Annotated in this window: 19 protein-coding genes; 1 reads left to right on the top strand and 18 read right to left on the bottom strand. The window is 40.3% G+C overall.

The window, feature by feature from the left end; translation table 11 throughout:
* Positions 1–218: 218 nt before the first annotated feature.
* The 11 genes from dinG to ACFW35_RS08410 form a co-directional block, all read right to left on the bottom strand.
* Complete coding sequence (dinG, locus tag ACFW35_RS08460) at positions 219–3,029, bottom strand: ATP-dependent DNA helicase DinG (RefSeq protein ID WP_379845036.1); 2,811 nt, start codon at positions 3,027–3,029, stop codon at positions 219–221.
* Between the two features lie 48 nt (positions 3,030–3,077).
* On the bottom strand, positions 3,078–3,461 hold the full coding sequence (gene panD, locus ACFW35_RS08455; protein WP_077364081.1) for an aspartate 1-decarboxylase: 384 nt from the start codon (positions 3,459–3,461) through the stop codon (positions 3,078–3,080).
* Positions 3,446–4,330 carry a pantoate--beta-alanine ligase gene (gene panC, locus ACFW35_RS08450; RefSeq protein WP_379845034.1) on the bottom strand — a complete coding sequence of 295 codons (885 nt, stop codon included), beginning with the start codon at positions 4,328–4,330 and terminating at the stop codon, positions 3,446–3,448. Before panC ends, panD begins: the two co-directional genes overlap by 16 nt.
* The gene (panB, locus tag ACFW35_RS08445) at positions 4,327–5,166 is read right to left on the bottom strand and encodes a 3-methyl-2-oxobutanoate hydroxymethyltransferase (RefSeq protein WP_379845033.1); all 840 of its coding nucleotides are present in this window, start codon (positions 5,164–5,166) and stop codon (positions 4,327–4,329) included. The genes panC and panB overlap by 4 nt, the downstream gene beginning before the upstream one ends.
* A 227-nt stretch (positions 5,167–5,393) precedes the next feature.
* Positions 5,394–6,380: a biotin--[acetyl-CoA-carboxylase] ligase gene (locus ACFW35_RS08440; RefSeq protein ID WP_379845031.1), complete on the bottom strand. Its 987-nt coding sequence runs from the start codon at positions 6,378–6,380 to the stop codon at positions 5,394–5,396.
* Positions 6,365–7,549, bottom strand: coding sequence for a CCA tRNA nucleotidyltransferase (locus tag ACFW35_RS08435; protein WP_379845029.1), 1,185 nt, complete (start codon positions 7,547–7,549; stop codon positions 6,365–6,367). The genes ACFW35_RS08440 and ACFW35_RS08435 overlap by 16 nt, the downstream gene beginning before the upstream one ends.
* Before the next feature lie 7 nt (positions 7,550–7,556).
* Positions 7,557–8,687 (bottom strand): N-acetyl-alpha-D-glucosaminyl L-malate synthase BshA, encoded by a 1,131-nt coding sequence (gene bshA / locus ACFW35_RS08430; protein ID WP_379845028.1) that lies wholly within the window; start codon positions 8,685–8,687, stop codon positions 7,557–7,559.
* 10 nt (positions 8,688–8,697) lie between these two features.
* Positions 8,698–9,390, bottom strand: a complete 693-nt coding sequence (gene bshB1 / locus ACFW35_RS08425) for a bacillithiol biosynthesis deacetylase BshB1 (protein WP_379845026.1) — start codon at positions 9,388–9,390, stop codon at positions 8,698–8,700.
* Positions 9,387–9,803 carry a methylglyoxal synthase gene (gene mgsA, locus ACFW35_RS08420; protein WP_379845025.1) on the bottom strand — a complete coding sequence of 139 codons (417 nt, stop codon included), beginning with the start codon at positions 9,801–9,803 and terminating at the stop codon, positions 9,387–9,389. The genes bshB1 and mgsA overlap by 4 nt, the downstream gene beginning before the upstream one ends.
* Before the next feature lie 11 nt (positions 9,804–9,814).
* Entirely contained in the window at positions 9,815–10,618 is an 804-nt protein-coding gene (gene dapB, locus ACFW35_RS08415) for a 4-hydroxy-tetrahydrodipicolinate reductase (RefSeq protein WP_379845023.1), read from the bottom strand.
* Entirely contained in the window at positions 10,611–10,958 is a 348-nt protein-coding gene (locus ACFW35_RS08410; protein ID WP_066290414.1) for a nucleotide pyrophosphohydrolase, read from the bottom strand. Before ACFW35_RS08410 ends, dapB begins: the two co-directional genes overlap by 8 nt.
* A 453-nt stretch (positions 10,959–11,411) precedes the next feature.
* On the opposite strand from ACFW35_RS08410, the gene ACFW35_RS08405 reads away from it, so the two are divergent.
* The gene (locus ACFW35_RS08405; RefSeq protein WP_379845021.1) at positions 11,412–12,284 is read left to right on the top strand and encodes a YitT family protein; all 873 of its coding nucleotides are present in this window, start codon (positions 11,412–11,414) and stop codon (positions 12,282–12,284) included.
* A gap of 30 nt (positions 12,285–12,314) precedes the next feature.
* Here ACFW35_RS08405 and ACFW35_RS08400 read toward each other — a convergent pair whose 3' ends face one another.
* From ACFW35_RS08400 to ACFW35_RS08370, 7 genes are all read right to left on the bottom strand, one after another.
* Positions 12,315–12,995: a zinc metallopeptidase gene (locus tag ACFW35_RS08400; protein ID WP_066290419.1), complete on the bottom strand. Its 681-nt coding sequence runs from the start codon at positions 12,993–12,995 to the stop codon at positions 12,315–12,317.
* An 85-nt stretch (positions 12,996–13,080) separates the two neighbouring features.
* Positions 13,081–13,875, bottom strand: a complete 795-nt coding sequence (locus ACFW35_RS08395) for a sporulation protein YpjB (protein WP_379845020.1) — start codon at positions 13,873–13,875, stop codon at positions 13,081–13,083.
* 83 nt (positions 13,876–13,958) lie between these two features.
* Positions 13,959–14,525 (bottom strand): DUF1405 domain-containing protein, encoded by a 567-nt coding sequence (locus ACFW35_RS08390; RefSeq protein ID WP_379845018.1) that lies wholly within the window; start codon positions 14,523–14,525, stop codon positions 13,959–13,961.
* Between the two features lie 58 nt (positions 14,526–14,583).
* Entirely contained in the window at positions 14,584–15,351 is a 768-nt protein-coding gene (locus ACFW35_RS08385; protein ID WP_379845017.1) for a menaquinol-cytochrome c reductase cytochrome b/c subunit, read from the bottom strand.
* 48 nt (positions 15,352–15,399) lie between these two features.
* Positions 15,400–16,071: a menaquinol-cytochrome c reductase cytochrome b subunit gene (gene qcrB / locus ACFW35_RS08380; RefSeq protein WP_066241815.1), complete on the bottom strand. Its 672-nt coding sequence runs from the start codon at positions 16,069–16,071 to the stop codon at positions 15,400–15,402.
* A 3-nt stretch (positions 16,072–16,074) separates the two neighbouring features.
* A complete protein-coding gene (locus tag ACFW35_RS08375) occupies positions 16,075–16,578 on the bottom strand; it encodes a ubiquinol-cytochrome c reductase iron-sulfur subunit (protein ID WP_379834455.1) in 504 nt (167 codons plus the stop codon).
* 120 nt (positions 16,579–16,698) lie between these two features.
* Entirely contained in the window at positions 16,699–17,163 is a 465-nt protein-coding gene (locus ACFW35_RS08370; protein WP_379834457.1) for a YpiF family protein, read from the bottom strand.
* Positions 17,164–17,435: the final 272 nt, after the last annotated feature.

Below are 17,435 nucleotides of genomic sequence, written 5' to 3'. Positions count from 1 at the left end.
AAAGCGAGTCCAAAGAGCGGAAATTAGCATCCTTTAAAATTCAAAAACAACAAAGTTTTGCGAAAATACATTTATTTATTATACGTTCAAGCTAAATCTAAGAGTTCAAGCAATTTTAGCTAATCACCACGAAACGCAGGAATCCATTACATGCCTTTCAATAAACGAAAAGCCGACATCACAAGGTATTTTACCCCTTGTATGTCAGCTTCTTCTTTCTAATCCATCCAGTCCCGAAGTTCATCAACGAGATCGTTGACCGGTTTAATAGAAACGGGCAGTTTCGGCAGAGACTGAATGAATGATTTTCCGTAACGTGTCTCAATCATCCTGCGGTCAAAAACGAAGACAGCTCCTTTATCTCTGCTGCTTCTTACCAGTCGGCCGAAGCCTTGTTTAAAGCGGATGATGGCTTGAGGAAGCGAAAGATCGTAGAAGGGATTACCGCCCTCTGCTTTCAGTTTCTCGCTTTTCGCTGCCATTACAGGCTGATCTGGAGGCGTAAATGGAAGTCTGATGATCACCAGACAGGAAAGATCATCTCCTGGAATATCAATTCCTTCCCAAAAACTGTTTGTTCCAAAAAGAATAGCGTTATCGAACCGCTGAAAGTTCTTAGTCAGTCTTGCTCTGCTCCCGCTGTCAACACCTTGTGCGATCAAGACGAACTCCTCTTGGCCCATTAACGATTTAAAAGCTGAATGTGTTTCCTTTAACATCTCATACGATGTAAACAGGACGAGCATACGGCCCTTTGTAACTTTTGCTATCTCATATAAAGAGGTTGAGATTTTGGCAACAAACGTTTTTTGGTCCACCTCATTAATGAGTGGTATGTCAGTTGGCACCATCAGCTTTGCCTGTTCCTCATACTTAAAAGGTGATGGCAGCTGTGCGTTTAAAGGACCGAAGTCGAGCAGCCCAAGCCGTTCAGATATATAACTGAACTTGTTTTTCACACTCATTGTTGCCGATGTCAATACAACACTGCTTTTTTTGCCAAAGAATTGATCTGCTAGAATCTGATCGATCTCAACCGGTTTTGCGTAAAGAGTAACAGCATGTCTCGGACCTTTCGATTCAGTTTCCATCCAATAAACTTCCTGAGATAATGGACACGACAGAAGGTGATGAAGAACTGCTGCTTCATCCTGCAGATCGTTTAGAAGTCCTTCAATATCAACTAAGAATCCTTTTTGTTTAACAGTAAGATGTTCCTCAAACTGATCAAAGCTCTTTAAAAGACGTTTAACTGGCTTTACCAAATCTGATATATACTGCTTTACTCTCTCTTCCATCTCAAGTACCGGTTCCCAAAGAGCCGATTCTATGTCTTCATTCGTATAACGAAGTGTCTGTTTTGTTAGCTCTGAAGATCGAGAGGACTTAGCTTTTGTTACACAAATCGTTTTAATTTGCTTAAAAAGATCATCCAGCTCATTTTTAACATCTAGAAACAGGCCGTCCCATTTCGCTAGATATGTTTCATACTTTGGAACTTCCAAAAGATCAGAAAGTTCTCTTAATGTATTCATCATGCCATCACTTTCTGTTGAGGAAAGTCTGTCCAGCAATTTTAGAAATGTGAAATAATCGGTTTCCTTGCCGAAATGATCGCTCACTACCTCTTCAATATGATGTGCTTCATCCAAAACTGCTTCTTTATAAGACGGAAGCAACTGAGAATCGGATTTTAAATCTGTAAACAATAAAGCATGATTCGTAATAACTAGATCTGATTCATGAGCAGCTCTTCTTTGCTTATGATAGTAACATCTCGAGAACCATGGACATCGATGGTTCAAGCATGAATTAGCATCACTTTTCACTGTATTCCAAAAGAGTTTTCCGCCAGATGCCATCGATAGTTCTTCTACATCACCCTGCTCTGTTTCAGTTAGCCATATAATCAATTGAGCTTTTGTAAAGTTCGTATCATAATTGTCTTCATGATGATCCTGAAGAGTATGTTCAAACTTTCTCAAACATAAGTAATGGTTTCTGCCTTTTAAAAGTGTTGCGGTAAAATCAAAAGGCATAATTTTCTTCAATAGAGGCACATCACGCTCTAACAGCTGCTGCTGCAATTGAACGGTATGTGTTGAAACCACAAGCGGGCGGTCCTTTACCTTAGCAAGACGAACACCAGGTATGAGATAGCCTAGTGATTTACCGACACCTGTTCCTGCCTCGATAACAAGATGCTGATTCGTATGAAGCGCTTCATCTACAAGCTCGACCATTTTTTGCTGGCTTTCACGGATCTCATAATGCGCCATGTGTGTTTTTAATTTCTGCTCTAATTCAGATGCACCATAACTTTCGAGGTCATCATTAAATTCTTCTTGTTCTTGTTTTAATGTCTTCTTAAGAGCTAATTTACGGTAAAAATCATATGTTTCTTCATCTGCTAAAAAGACAGATTTCTTACTGATGATATCACTTACGATATTTTCTAATGAGCTCTGCAGTTTTTTCACAAATGGAGATAATCGCTCTAACGTCAATAACGGCAAGGTCTCAAGTTTATCTAATAGATGCATAAGAAGCATAGCCGTCACTTCTGCGTCACTATCTGCCTGATGCGGATTTTCATGTTCAAGCCCAAGGTATTCCGCAAGCATTCCTAGCTGATATCCATCGGCTCCTAGAAGGAGCAGTCTGGATAGCTCAACAGTATCGATAAGAGGCATAGAAAGCGGCGAGTAACCGCAGCGATCCAGCTCTCCCTGTAAGAATGAATAGTCGAACATTACGTTATGCGCAACAAAATAAGCCCCTTCAAGCATCTGAAGGAGCTTCGGCGCTGCTTCTTCAAATAACGGAGCATCTTTGACCATGTCATCATTGATGCCCGTTAATTGTTCAATAAAAGGGGGGATGGGAACGCCTGGCTGGATGAACGTTGAATATCTGTCCGTTATCTGTCCTGCCTCAACGACGACCGCTCCAATCTGGATAATCCGGTCTCCTTTTGCTGCTGAATTTCCTGTTGTTTCAAAATCGATAACGACATATCGCCGTGTCATAGCCTCTTCACCTCATTCCCCTGCGGCTATCTTAATCGTTTTTAATAATTAGTAGATGGTAGCCTCAGGTTCAACACCAAGCATTTCTTGTATCATATTATTCTTGTCCATGATAGCCACTTTTGGCTGATGATTTTTAGCTTCTGCCTCATCATACATGGCATAGGAAATAACAATTATCGTATCGCCTTCTTGAACGAGTCGGGCAGCTGCGCCATTTAAGCACATCACACCGCTTCCTCTTTTTCCTGGAATAATATAAGTCTCAAAACGCGCACCATTATTATTATTTACAATTTGAACTTTTTCGTTCGGAATCATATCAACTGCATCTAAAATATCTTCATCAATTGTGATGCTTCCAACATAGTTTAAATTAGATTCAGTTACGGTTGCACGGTGTATTTTAGCTTTCATTAATGTACGGAACATTTTTCTTCCCCGCTTCCTTGTTTCTCTTGTATGTTGTCTATAATGACATTATCTATTAATCGAGCTTTGCTGAATCTTACACTTAATGCGATGATCAGCTTTTCGTCATCTTTATCTGGAGGAAGAAGTTCAGGATATGAAAGAACTTTGCAGTATTCAACAGTTCCAACAGTATGTTCCTCCAAGTATTTTATCATCTTTTCTTCTGTCTCACCACTATCGCAGTTCGATAGCCAGTTCTGGGCTTTTTGTAAAGATAGATACAAGTTATGAGCTTCTTTTCTTTCTTCTTCTGTAAGATATACATTTCTTGAGCTCTTCGCCAGTCCATCAGATTCTCGTTTCGTTTCACATCCAACGATCTCTACAGGAAAATTAAAATCATCAACAAGACCTCGAACGACTGCCACCTGTTGGGCATCTTTTAGGCCAAAAAACGCCTTATCAGGTGATACGATGTGAAACAGCTTTGTAAGAACTGTTGCCACCCCGTCAAAATGACCTATTCTGCTTTTCCCGCAAAGAGCATCGGTTCTTCTATTTACAGAAACCGTGACAACAGGTCTTTCTGGATACATTTCTTTTGTGTCAGGACAAAAAAGAACATCTGCACCAGCTTCTTCTGCAAGTTTTTTATCACGTTCAAAATCTCGCGGATAACGGTCAAAATCTTCGTTCGGTCCGAATTGCAGCGGATTGACAAAAATACTTACCGCAACGATGTCAGACTCTTTCTTCGCACGTTCTATCAATGAAAGATGCCCTTCATGCAGATACCCCATTGTTGGTACGAATCCTACCGTTTTATCTGCTTTTTTTTCTTGCAGCATGTATTTCTGCATGTCTTGGATGCTTTTCAAGATAATCATGACTTAACTCCTCCATACAAACGGTCGATTGTTTCTGTTTTCATGTTAAAGCTATGTTCTTCTTCAGGGAACTTCATCTGTTGTACATCTTCCTTATACTTCTGGAGTCCTGCGACCATTATATCTTTAACATTTCCGTAAGACTTTACGAATTTTGGTATATGATGAAACCCATACCCGATCATATCGTGATAGACCAAAACCTGACCATCTGTATGTTTACCTGCACCAATGCCTATCACTGGGATCGTCAGTTTCTTTGACGCTATTTCAGCAAGCTGCTGAGGTACGCATTCTAGAACAATCGCGAACGCTCCAGCTTTTTCTAATAACAGACATTCTTCTAAAAGGCTGTTTGCTTCTTCTTCTTCTTTCGCTTGCACGCTGTAACCGCCCATAACTCCGACCATCTGCGGAGTCAGTCCAAGATGCCCCATCACTGGAACACCTGCGTTCGTCAATGTTTCTATTGTAGAAATTACTTGTTTGCCGCCTTCAAGCTTTACAGCGGATGCTCCGCTTTCCTGCATAATTCTTCTCGCATTGTCAACCTTCACGTCGATTGAGCCATGATAGGTCATAAACGGCATGTCTGTTACGATAAACGTGTCGGACGCCCCGCGCTTTACCGCTTTAGTATGATGGATCATATCTTCCAATGTAACTGGTATGGTAGATTCATATCCCAGAACGACCATACCGAGAGAATCTCCGACTAATATGAGATCCATTCCAGCCTTTTCACAGATTACAGCTGATGGATAGTCATAAGCCGTTACCATTGAAATCTTTTCGCCGTCTCTTTTCATCTTGAGAAAGCTTTTTGTTGTTTTCATACTTTTAGCCTCCCTGTTTTTTAACAGGGCCAGAGTGCAAAAAAACCTTCTTCCAAAGAGGAAGAAGGCATAGGAAACATCCCTAGACGTTTTGATTGTTTGCTCCCTCTGTCCCGGTCCTGATTTTGGATCTAGGCAGATATATGGTTGATGTTCAAAAACTTACAGTACAGTGCAGTTCCGCTGTAAGGATACCGCCTATAATATTATTTTATCACGTACATAACTTAGTGAGAAGGAAATTCGATATCCGCTGAATAGATTGAATGAATCTCGCCATTGTCATCCTCGAGCAGCAGGACACCTTCATCAGTAATTCCTTTTGCGTAGCCAGTTATAGACCCTGTGACAGATCTTGCTGTAATTCTTTTTCCAAGGCTGTAAGCACGTGCTTCCCAAAGAAGCTTTATTACCGCAAAGCCTTTGTCCAAGTAGCTTCTATACAGGTTTTCAATCTCTTGCAAAACTGCACCTGCTAGTTCAGCTCGTTTATAGGTTTTTCCGCTTTCGATCGCAAGACTTGTTGCAATTTCTGAAATTTCTTCAGAAAAGTGCTTTTTTTCCTGATTGACATTCATTCCGATTCCCACAATGACAGAATGGATAGAATCGGCTTCTGCCTGAAGTTCAGTAAGAATTCCCGCTACTTTCTTTCCTTTGATTAAAAGGTCATTCGGCCACTTGATAGCTGCTTCAAGGCCCGTCACCTTTTCAATGGCTCTTGATGCAGCAACAGCAATAAGCAATGTAAGCTGCGGAGCTTTTTGAAGGGGGATTTCAGGACGAAGGATGAGACTCATCCAGATACCTGTTCCAGATGGAGACTGCCACGCTCTCCCAAGCCTTCCTCTTCCGCCGGTCTGTTCATCGGCGATTACTATACTTCCTTCAACAGCTCCTTCTCTTGCTAAGCTGTGTGCAATTTCCTGGGTGCTTTTAACAGATTTTTTGTAAGTAACCTTTTTGCCGAATGTCCCTTCACCTGTATATAAAGAGACTTCCTCTGCTGTAACAAGATCAGGAGAAGTGAGCAGACGGTAGCCTCTTTTCTGAACGGCTTCAATCGAATAGCCTGATTTCCTAAGCTCTGATATATGTTTCCATATGGCTGTCCGTGAACAGTTCAAGTTTTCACTTATCTGCTGACCTGAAACAAATTCACCTTCATTTTCAGCCAGCATGTGTAATAATGCTTCTCTCATTCTTTTCCCCACCTTCTCACCCAATCGCTGATCGCATTTTCAGAAAGAGGGAGTTTACCTTCAACGATTTCTTTTTCTAACTCTTGAAAAAGTTGTCCTACCCACACACCTGGAGCTTTTTGTTTTATCTTCAATATTTCCTCGCCGTTTAAAGGGATGTCATCTCTAGAATGAATAACAACTTCTTCTGCAAGGTGTTTCAGCTTGCTCGCTTGATCTTCAAAGGATTCATCCTCAACAAGACATTTTATCCTCAGCCCTGATAGTGCCGCATTTAATCCTGTGGTGTACAAATCCATTTTTGACCATTTTTCTTTTTTATATGAAGCAAGAATGTTCAAAACTGACTGGATCACCTTATTTGGAAGTTTCCATAACTTTAAGAAATCTCTCTCATCATCCACTTTAGTTAAAACGATTAGAGCAGCCCATCTTTGTTCTTCGCTTTTTAAAGAACTCCAGTCAAATGACAGCAAGCTGCCTTCGGAAATTTCCTCTAAAGGATAAGGCATGTATGGGTAGACACCACAATCTTGCATAAGCTGCAGTGCATTTCCAGCTTGTTCTCCTTCCAGCAGTTTCTTGAATTCCACCGTTATTCTTTCTGTAGATATTCTTTTTAGCAATGGTGCATTCTTTTTCAGAGCTAACTTTGTTTTTTCTTCGATACTCATATCGTACACACTCATAAAACGGAATGCTCGCATAATGCGAAGCGGATCTTCAGAGAATCGATGATCAGGTTTTCCTACAGTTCGAATCTGCTGCTTTTTAAGATCTTCTCTTCCATTGAATGGATCGATAAGCTGAAAGTTCTTATCCATGGCCATTGCATTAAACGTAAAATCTCTTCTGGACAGATCTTCTTCTAAATTCGTGACAAACCACACTTTAGAAGGTCTTCGGAAATCTTCATATTTGTCTTCTTTTCTAAAGGTTGTCACTTCATAGGAAACATGATTATATCTAACGATGACCGTTCCATGTTCTATACCGACTGGAATCGTTTTTGGGAAGATGCTCTGTATTTCTTCAGGCATTGCACTCGAAGCTATGTCTATGTCTTTTATCGGTCGATTTAAACAATAATCCCGAACACAACCTCCTACAAAATAAGCCTTGAAGCCTTTTGATTCGATTTGCTCTATTACATGAGAAGCATCCTCAAATAACTTGTTCATATGGACCTCAACCCTTTACTAAAGAGTTATAGATTTCTTCGTATACACTCACTTTTTTTTCAGATAAAAAGTTTTCTCTTACATGCTGAACAGAATTCTCTCTGAAACGTCTAAGTCTTTCAACATTTTTTAATAAAGAGATGGCTTTATCTGCTACAGCAGCTGTGTCGCCTACTTCCACCATGTACCCAGTCTCACCATCCACAATCACTTCAGGAATACCGCCGATGCGCGTTCCAATTACAGGCACGCCGCAAGCCATCGCTTCTAATAGAACGAGTCCGAAACTTTCTTTTTCTGATAACAGCAGTTTCAGATCACAAATAGAAAATATTTCCCCTACATTCTCCTGCTTTCCTAAAAATAACACATCATCTTCTATGTTAAGTTCACGGACTAGTTCACACGCTACTGTTAATTCAGGCCCGTTTCCGATCAGCAATAACTTTGATGGCATCTCTTTTCTGATCAATGAAAAAGCTTTGATCACATCCTGAATCCGCTTAACGGGTCTGAAGTTAGATATATGTACGATTACTTTTTCATCATCTTGTATTCCATATGTTTGTTTAAGCTCTGAATTATTATCACGCCTGTAATACACCCGCTCATCAACAAAGTTATGTACAGGAATAATTTCTTTTCGAGTTTTTAGCAGTTTTTCTGTATCCTCTTTTAACTGATGAGAAACGGCAGTTACTGCATCAGATTTTTCGATGCCGAATTTTATCATCTCACTTAATGAAGGGTCGTAACCTAATACGGTAATATCCGTTCCGTGGAGAGTTGTAACAATTTTAATATTGTCATCTAACATCTGCTTCGCGAGAACAGCGCACACTGCGTGCGGTACAGCATAATGCACGTGCAGAAGATCTAATTTTTCCCGCTTAGCTACCTCTGCCATTTTGCTTGCTAAGGCAAGGTCATAAGGAGGATACTGAAAAACCGAATATTGGTTTACTTCCACTTCATGAAAAAAAATGTTCGGATAAAATTTCCCGAGACGAAAAGGTATGCTGGACGTGATAAAGTGAATCTCATGGCCTCTTTCCGCAAGCAATTTTCCGAGTTCAGTAGCAACCACCCCTGACCCGCCGACAGTAGGGTAACAGGTGATTCCGATTTTTAGCTTCATAACAATCTCCTTATAAATTGTTGGTTACATAAGTTTGTTCAGAAATAAAACCTTCTGCATAAGCAGTACCCGCTTCGAATCCAAACAGCCTGTCCCTTGCTTCAACGCGTTCAATATAGCCGTTCGTGAGCGGTGTATCAACACTATCTGCAGTTTTTATAAACTGAGAAGGGTATGCTTGCAAAGCTTTTATTTTATATGAATATGCTTCACTGACATTCAGAAACAGTGAAGGTCTTTCCGTGCTGTTAATGAAATAATAAAAAATATTTTTTACTTTATGTGCCTCAAGACCATCAGAATCTTTGATATTTTTTATACCAGCTGAAAAAACAGCTTCTTTTACTAGTTTAGCGCAATTTCCATGATCAGGATGACGGTCGGCCCAATAAGGAGCAAAAATATACTCGGGTTTGAACTTTCGGATACAAGAAACCATTTTTAATATAAATTCTTCTTGTAAATACAAACCTCTGTCAGGGAGCTGAAGATTCACTCTACTTTTAACACCTAGAATATCGGCTGCTTCTTTGGCTTCTCTTCTCCTGATCTCAACGCTTCCGTTTGACGAGAGCTCAGCTTCTGTTAAGTCACAGATGATAACTTCACGGCCTCTTTCTGTTTCCTTTTTAATTGCTGCTCCCATTCCGATTTCCACATCATCTGCATGTGCACCGAAAGCAAGCCAGTTTTGTAGGTTCATTTGTTTTCTGACTCTCTTTCATCGATTATTCTGCGCCAGTCTAAGTCTCCTCGTTCTAGTGACTTGATAAAAAGTTCTGCTGAAGCTAAATTTGTTGCCAGTGGAATTTGGTAAACATCACACAGACGCATTAATGCTGATACATCTGGTTCATGCGGCTGAGCTGTTAAAGGGTCTCTGAAAAACAAAACGAGATCCAGTTCGTTTTCAGCAATCAGTGCACCGATCTGCTGATCACCGCCTAAAGGGCCAGACTGTAACAAGTTAATAGAAAGGTTTGTAGCTTCGTTTATTTTAGATCCTGTTGTTCCGGTTGCGTATAAAGTATGATCCATTAAGATATCTTTATAAGCAATTGTAAAATTAATCATATCGTCTTTCTTTTTATCGTGCGCAATAAGAGCTATTTTCATAATTACACCTCTTATTCCATAATATTTTCAAGACCATACACAAGGCCTTCGATGTTCATTACACTTTCTACAGCCATTTTAACTCCCGGCATGAAAGATGCTCTGTTCATAGAATCATGGCGAATAGTCAACAGCTGTCCTTCACCGCCAAACATAACTTCTTGGTGAGCTACAAGTCCTGGCAATCTCACACTATGAATCCGGATCCCTTGCAGCTCTGCACCTCTTGCCCCTTCCAGATCTTCTTTTTCATCTGGGTGTCCCTGCCTTTTTTCCTCTCGAACTTCAGTAATAAGCTGCGCTGTTTTTAAAGCAGTTCCAGATGGGGCATCAAGCTTTTGATCATGATGCTTCTCGATAATCTCGACATCCGGAAGATACTTGGCAGCCATCTGTGAAAATTTCATCATCAAGATAGCACCTATCGCAAAGTTTGGTGCGATTATAGCACCTGTATCCTTTTCTTGTGCGAGCTCTGTCAGCCTCTCGAGATCCTCATTTGAAAAACCAGTCGTGCCGATCACCGTTCTTAATCCGTGGTTAAGGGCGATTTCAAGGTGTTTTTTACCAATATCGGGGCGAGTCAGGTCGACTAATACATCTGCTTCCACCGACTGAATACATCGTTCTAAATCATCGTAAACAGGTGCTTCCATAGAAATAGGAGCCCCTTGCAGATCTTTCACTTGAAAACCGTCATTTTTAGAGTCCACGGCAGCTGCCAGTTCGAAATGAGATGCAGCTTCAATCATCCTTAACGCTTCTGTACCCATTTTTCCGCGGGGACCTGCTAAAATAATTTTTATTTTATCCATTGTTTCTCTCTCCTTCATCAATACGTGTCCATCTGTCTTTATCCCGTGTTTGAAATTTATTCATTACTGTACTTAGTGCTTCATCCAAATCTATATTAAGGGAATTCGCAAGGCATATTAAAACAAAGAACATATCTCCAAGTTCTTCTTCTACTGTCTTCGCATCTTCTGATGACTTTTTCGGTTTTTCGCCATAATGGTGATTAACCTCACGAGCAAGTTCACCAAGCTCCTCTGTCAATCTGGCAAGCATTGCAAGAGGGCTGAAGTAGCCTTCTTTAAACTGTGATATGTATTGATCTACAACGTCCTGACTTTCTTTTAAAGTACGGTTGGCCATGATGGTGACCCTCCTTATCTTTTTAGTTCCACCTTTATGTTATCGGTATTTTTTATGTTTGACAAATTTCATGAAATTTTGATTATAATAGGAAGGCGTGTTTTAAAGAAAAGGCTGTTTTTATAAACTTTGTTGCTGTTGGAAGTAGTTGATTTCCGCTCCAGGATGCTCGCTTTCCGCGGGGCGTGCGGTGAGCCCATCCGTCGCTTTGCGACATTAGGAGTCTCCACCTGACCGCTTCATGGAAGTACTCTTGCTCCTGCGTTTACAAGTAAATGCTACCGACGTGAGCTTCCTCGTCGCATGCCTAGCGAGAAGCTTCTCATGTGGTAGGCACGCACCTTGCGCTCCAATCAACTTTTCAATGAAGGTACTTCATAATCTTCTTAAAAGCATCATCTTTAGATAAAAGTCTAAAGAAACAACTCGATTTAGACAGAAAAGAGGCATTATATGATTTATCCTATCAAACTAAAAAATATTCTTTTCATCCTATTTGGTTCTGCTATTTTCTCTTTTGGAATTGTTCATATTAATATGACGAACAATTTAGCAGAAGGCGGTTTTACTGGGATCACCCTTATTCTCTATTTTTTATTTTCAATTGATCCTTCGTATTCTAACCTTGCTTTGAACATTCCATTATTCTTTGTAGGGTGGAAGCTGCTTGGCAGAAATTCATTCATTTATACAGTGATTGGGACTGTTGCAGTATCTGTCTTCTTATTTATATTTCAGAGATATTCTTCAATTATGATAGACCTGAAAGAAGATATGACACTCGCTGCTCTGTTCGCCGGTGTATTTATTGGCGTCGGCCTCGGAATCATATTCCGCTATGGGGGAACAACCGGAGGAGTAGATATTATAGCACGGCTAGGACATAAATTCTTAGGCTGGAGTATGGGTAAAACCATGTTTATTTTCGATTTTATGGTTATCGCCATATCACTTGTTTACTTAAATTATCGTGAAGCTATGTATACTCTTGTTGCTGTATTTATTGGAGCACGTGTGATTGATTTTATGCAAGAAGGAGCTTACGCCGGGAAAGCAGTGATGGTTGTTTCAGAAAAAAACGCTGAAATTGCTGCGAATATTATGAAGGAACTGGACCGGGGTGCAACATTATTGAATGGTAAAGGAACATTTACCGGGCAGCTTCGTGAAGTTCTGTATTGTGTAATTGCGAAGAACGAAATCGTTCGTTTAAAGCAAGTTATCGAAAGAATAGATCCACATGCCTTTGTAACTGTAAATGATGTTCATGAGGTAATCGGAGAAGGTTTCACTCTCGATGCGGATAAGAATCCAATAGGAAAATAAAAAAAACTCCCAAGAAATCGGGAGTTTTCATTAGTCGTCTTGGTTCATTCCTAAGAACATGAATATAAATCGGGCTAATTCCAGTAATGCAACTAATGCGCCAGCAACATATGTTAATGCTGCAGCGTTTAATACTCTTCGAGCTCCGCGTTCTTCATTGTTGCGAATCATACCAGTTGATACGATTTGGTCCATCGCACGAGAGCTTGCATTAAACTCAACAGGCAATGTTACGAACTGGAACAATACAGCGGCTGACATGAAGATAATTCCCAGCAAGAACAGGTTTGTTGCTTGAAAGAAAATTCCGCCTAATATCAATAAGAATGAAAAGTTCGATCCGATGTTGGCAACAGGTACAAGTGCGTGTCTGAAACGCAGGAAGGCATAACCTTCAGCATCTTGAATAGCATGGCCTACTTCGTGGGCTGCAACAGCAGCACCTGCAATCGAATTTCCATAATAGTTATCTTCAGATAAACGAACTACTTTGCTGCGAGGATCATAGTGATCGGAAAGCATTCCTCTGACAGGTTCTACTTGAACATTATACAGCCCATTTTCATCTAAAATCTGTCTTGCTACTTCCGCACCCGTTTTACCAGTGCTGTTAGCTACCTTTGAATACTTCTTGTACGTACTTTTTACTCTCATTTGCGCCCAAATGGGAACAATGAGCAAAATAGCGAAGTAGATTAAAAATCCACCCATTTTTTGCATTCCTCCATATAAAAAGCTTTTGTTAGGAACATTTTACGTTTTAAAACCATTACTTGTCAAAGAATTCGCATCAGGGTTATCTCTTTCCAGGAACTCGAAGCTCTTCTTCTTTATCACCCTTATATTTTCTCCAGCCAACATAAAATAATGTCGATGAAATAATTCCGCCTATTGAAAAGATAAGCCAAAACAGCGAAGGCTCTGAATTATCATTTTTAGCGAAAAAAAGAGCTTCAAAGTCTGCTGCAGCTGCTTCAAGTTGTTTCTGATATTCGGCATTTGTCAAAATTTTATTTCTGTTGGCATCTACATAGGAAACATGTTCATCCAATTTTTCAATCTTATCGGGACTTAAATCAACCATCAAAGCAGGTCTAACTGTTTCATATCGTTCTAATAGGAGATTGGCTGCTTGATGAAACGCTGTTGAATTTTGATCACCGATTTCTTTTTCCATCGTAATAAACGGTTCGAGCATCATCAAACCGGTTTTTTTCCATAACGGTTCATAATTGGTTTGCAAGGCATCAACAAGGAGACGGACTTCAGTGAGTTTGTTTAGCTTCTTCTCTTTCGTCCATTCTGGATTCTGCAGAGATGTTATTGCATCCGAGAATGTATAGTCTACGAGACGCTGCTGATCTGGTCTTAACGATAGCACATCTTCAATATGGGTGATATTTTCCGAGGTGAATTCCAGGACATCTGCCGCCTCATTATATCTTTCAACTTTACCTAGTTCCCATATTTCACTCGTAAGCTCATTAATCTCTGACCAATCTTTTATAGTTGTATGATTCGATGCATATACAGGCATCGCAGCTAAAGAAACGATACAAAAAATCAATACTGCCCATCCTACCCTTTTCATCCGTTGTCCCTCCTGTACCCTTATACTAAAAAGTATGAGAGCTGGGACAAGGTTAGACCTAATTTAAGGCAATAAAGAAAAGGCTAGCACTTTCTCATTCGCCAGACAAGAACCACAGATAGTACAGAAAGCCAGAATGTAAGATAGCCGATTAAGTCTTGATAAGGAGCTAAAACAGGATATCTTGGCATCATTCCAAATACATAATCTACGATCTCGTTATGAAACAGCCATAAAGCAGCTGCACCTGCATGCCATACTTTTATTCTATAAAATGGTGCATACAAAAGCCCCTGTACAGCCATTCCGAGATGAGAGAATATAAGCATATAATTAACGATATCCAAGGGAGTTCCGACAAAAGCTCCGCCTAAGTTCATCCCTACCGCCCAGATTCCATATTTAAATAACGATGCCGCTGCGAGTGCTTCAAAAAGGCCATTTTGCTGTTTTAGCAAAAAACCTATTAGAACTAACACAAAGAACAGTGATGCTGTCGGGCTGTCCGGAACGAACGGAAGAAAATACCACGGAGTTTCAATCAGCTGATAGTAGTACCAGTAATAACCGTAAATCGTGCCCAGGATATTTACCAGCAGAAGAGTCATTAGAAACCATCGTTCTTTGATGATTGTGAAAATCCACGACATAATTATACTCCTTTACTTTTAGAAAAAAAGCCGGCCCATACCGAGCCGGCTTTTTACATTATTTCTTTTCAAGTTTTGAGATGAATTCAGCTAGCTTTTTAAGCTCTTCATCTGATCCTTTAAACGCGTTTGGCGGCATGCCTGGCGGCTTACCTTCTTTAGCGATTTTCATGATTTCTTCAGGTTTTAAACCTGTTCCGATCAATGATGGACCAGAAGCACCACCTGTTAAGGTGTTACCATGACAGCCAACACAGCTCTGTTTCTGGTAGATCTGATATCCTGGATCATTTTGGTCAAAGCTTACATCAACAATCTTACCTTGAGTCTTCGCTTTTTCCCAATCATGAGTCACAACGGATTCCCATGTTAAATATGTAATGGAAATCAAACCTAAAAGCATTAATCCAGTTGCAATCGGACGTTTAGAAGGACGTCTCTCCAATCCTGTATCTAGGAACGGCGCTAACATTAAAGCACCAAATGCCAGACCAGGAATAATTACTGTACCAATTAGAACATAATCCCCTGCCGCATACTTGTACTTCAAGAGCTGGTATAAAAATAAGAAGTACCAGTCTGGTAGAGGAATATATCCGGCATCGGTAGGATCAGCTTTTTTCTCCAAAGGAGATTCATGAACGATAGTCAATACTAGGTAACCGATTAAGAAAACGGCACCAACCATCCACTCTTTTAAAAGAAAGTTTGGCCAGAATGCTTCTGTTTTTCCCGGGAACTCCGAATAGTCTTTCGGTATATTCGGTTTGCGTTCAGCAGGAACACGAGAGTCTCCGACAAACTTCATTCCTTTACCGCGATGCATATATTTCCCTCCTTTGCTCTCATGAAACTTTTAAATCATTGCTGTTTTTTACAACGGTCCGGAAATACCTTGTTTACGGATCATTAAGAAGTGGGCACCCATTAAGCCTAACAATGCTGCAGGAAGGAAGAATACGTGAATCGCAAAGAATCGCGTAAGCGTCTGTGCTCCAATAATCTCTCCGCCGGCAAGGAATGTTTTAGCGATTGGACCAACAACAGGAATTGTCATAGCAATCTCAATCCCTACTTTTGTCGCAAATAGCGCTTTCATGTCCCAAGGCAATAGATATCCTGTAAAACCTAAACCTAACATAACAAAGAAAATAAGTACTCCGACAACCCAGTTTAATTCTCTTGGCTTTTTATAAGCTCCCTGGAAGAATACGCGCAATGTATGTAAGAACATCATTACGATAACAAGGCTTGCGCCCCAGTGGTGCATTCCGCGTACGATAACTCCAAATGCCACTTCATTTTGCAGGTAATAAACGGATTCCCAAGCATTCACGATATCAGGTACATAATACATTGTTAAGAACATACCTGATAGAATTTGAATAACTGTGATAAAGAAAGTTAATCCGCCGAAACAGTAAACAAACGCAGAGAAATGATGTGCGGGGTTTACGTGTTCAGGTACCTCATGGTCTGCAACGTCTCTCCAAAGCGGCGTAATATCCAGGCGCTCATCTACCCAGTCATAAATCTTTTGTAGCATTCATTACGCCCCCTTTCTTGGTTTTGCCTTTCCTAAGTAAAGCTTCCCATCTTTCACCTGGCTGTCATATACATCAAGCGGTGCAAGAGGTGCAGTACCCTTTACGTTTGTTCCATCCTTCGTATAGCGCCCTAAGTGGCAAGGACAGAAAAACTGATTAGGGTGTGATGGATCTGTGTTCCAGTCTACTGTACAGCCTAAGTGTTTACAGATTGGAGAAAGTGCGATAACATCACCGTTCTTCGCTTTATAAACCCAGGCAGATTGAGTGACATCAGACTCGTACCAGCCATCTTTTTGTTTGATTTTAAAGTCGAAACGCTTCGGTTCGTTCGATAGCTCTTCTATACTCGTAACCGCTACCAATTTTTGATCAGAACCCTCTTTTAAAATCGGATCAAGGGCGAAACGGACCATTGGCATAAGCATGCCGGCAGCCATAAATCCGCCAACGCCAGTTAATGTGTAGTTTAAGAACTGACGTCTTGAAATATCTTCCTTTGACATTGTTTTCCCCCCCTTATGCTGTAAATAACGGTCCCTCCGGACTTTTACACACATATTACTAGGACATAAACATGATAGCTTAAGTTGTCTTTTACTGTCAATATGAACATGACGTATTTATCATGAATTTATCCCGCGCTGCCAATCATTAAAGATGAGCTGAAAAAGCGGTTTCACTTGTTCTTTAATAACTTCCAGCCTATATTTTTCATCCATACTTTCCAGAGGCAGTGCAGGAACCCAAAAAAGCTGCCCTGTAATAGTATGTTCAAATTCCTTCCAATACACATCACTAGTCATCAAAAAGATATGTTTAAAGTGTCCGGAGGCTTTAGTATGTTCTAGCAAACTTTTTAATTGATCGATTGGTGAATGTTCTTTAACATATGTAAAATTAGGAGCTAAAAACATCCTTCCGTGCAGCTGCCGTTCAATTTCGCCGCAAAGCATCTCGGTATATTCCCCCATCGTGACACTGCTCTTAAAATCTTGTTTGAAATCGATCGGGGTTAACGGGATTAACAGACTATCAACATATTCCCCAGACTTTAAAAATACATCTGCATCACTGGTCTTCCATCTCATAATTATGTCTCCTTATGCTATTCCTTATTCTGTTCTATATCGTACCACAACTCTGCTGGTTTTAACGTTATTCTATGTAAAATATGCTTGAGAATTGTCGAAATTTTACTGTGAACGCCGACTTGTGGATATTGGCAAAAACTCGTGGATTAAGGGAGTAGACTTTTGGATTCAGACAGATTGAAGGCATAATGAACAGCATTGTTCCAAATCTGCTCCTTTAATTTTGGCCGTAGATAAACACAAAAAAAAGGATGACTCAATATTTGAGT

Origin of the sequence: Fictibacillus sp. NPDC058756, assembly GCF_042746035.1 — a bacterium.
Lineage (GTDB): Bacteria > Bacillota > Bacilli > Bacillales > Fictibacillaceae > Fictibacillus.
The sequence above is the reverse complement of the archived record's forward strand: the minus strand, read 5'-3'. Positions and strand labels throughout refer to the sequence as shown.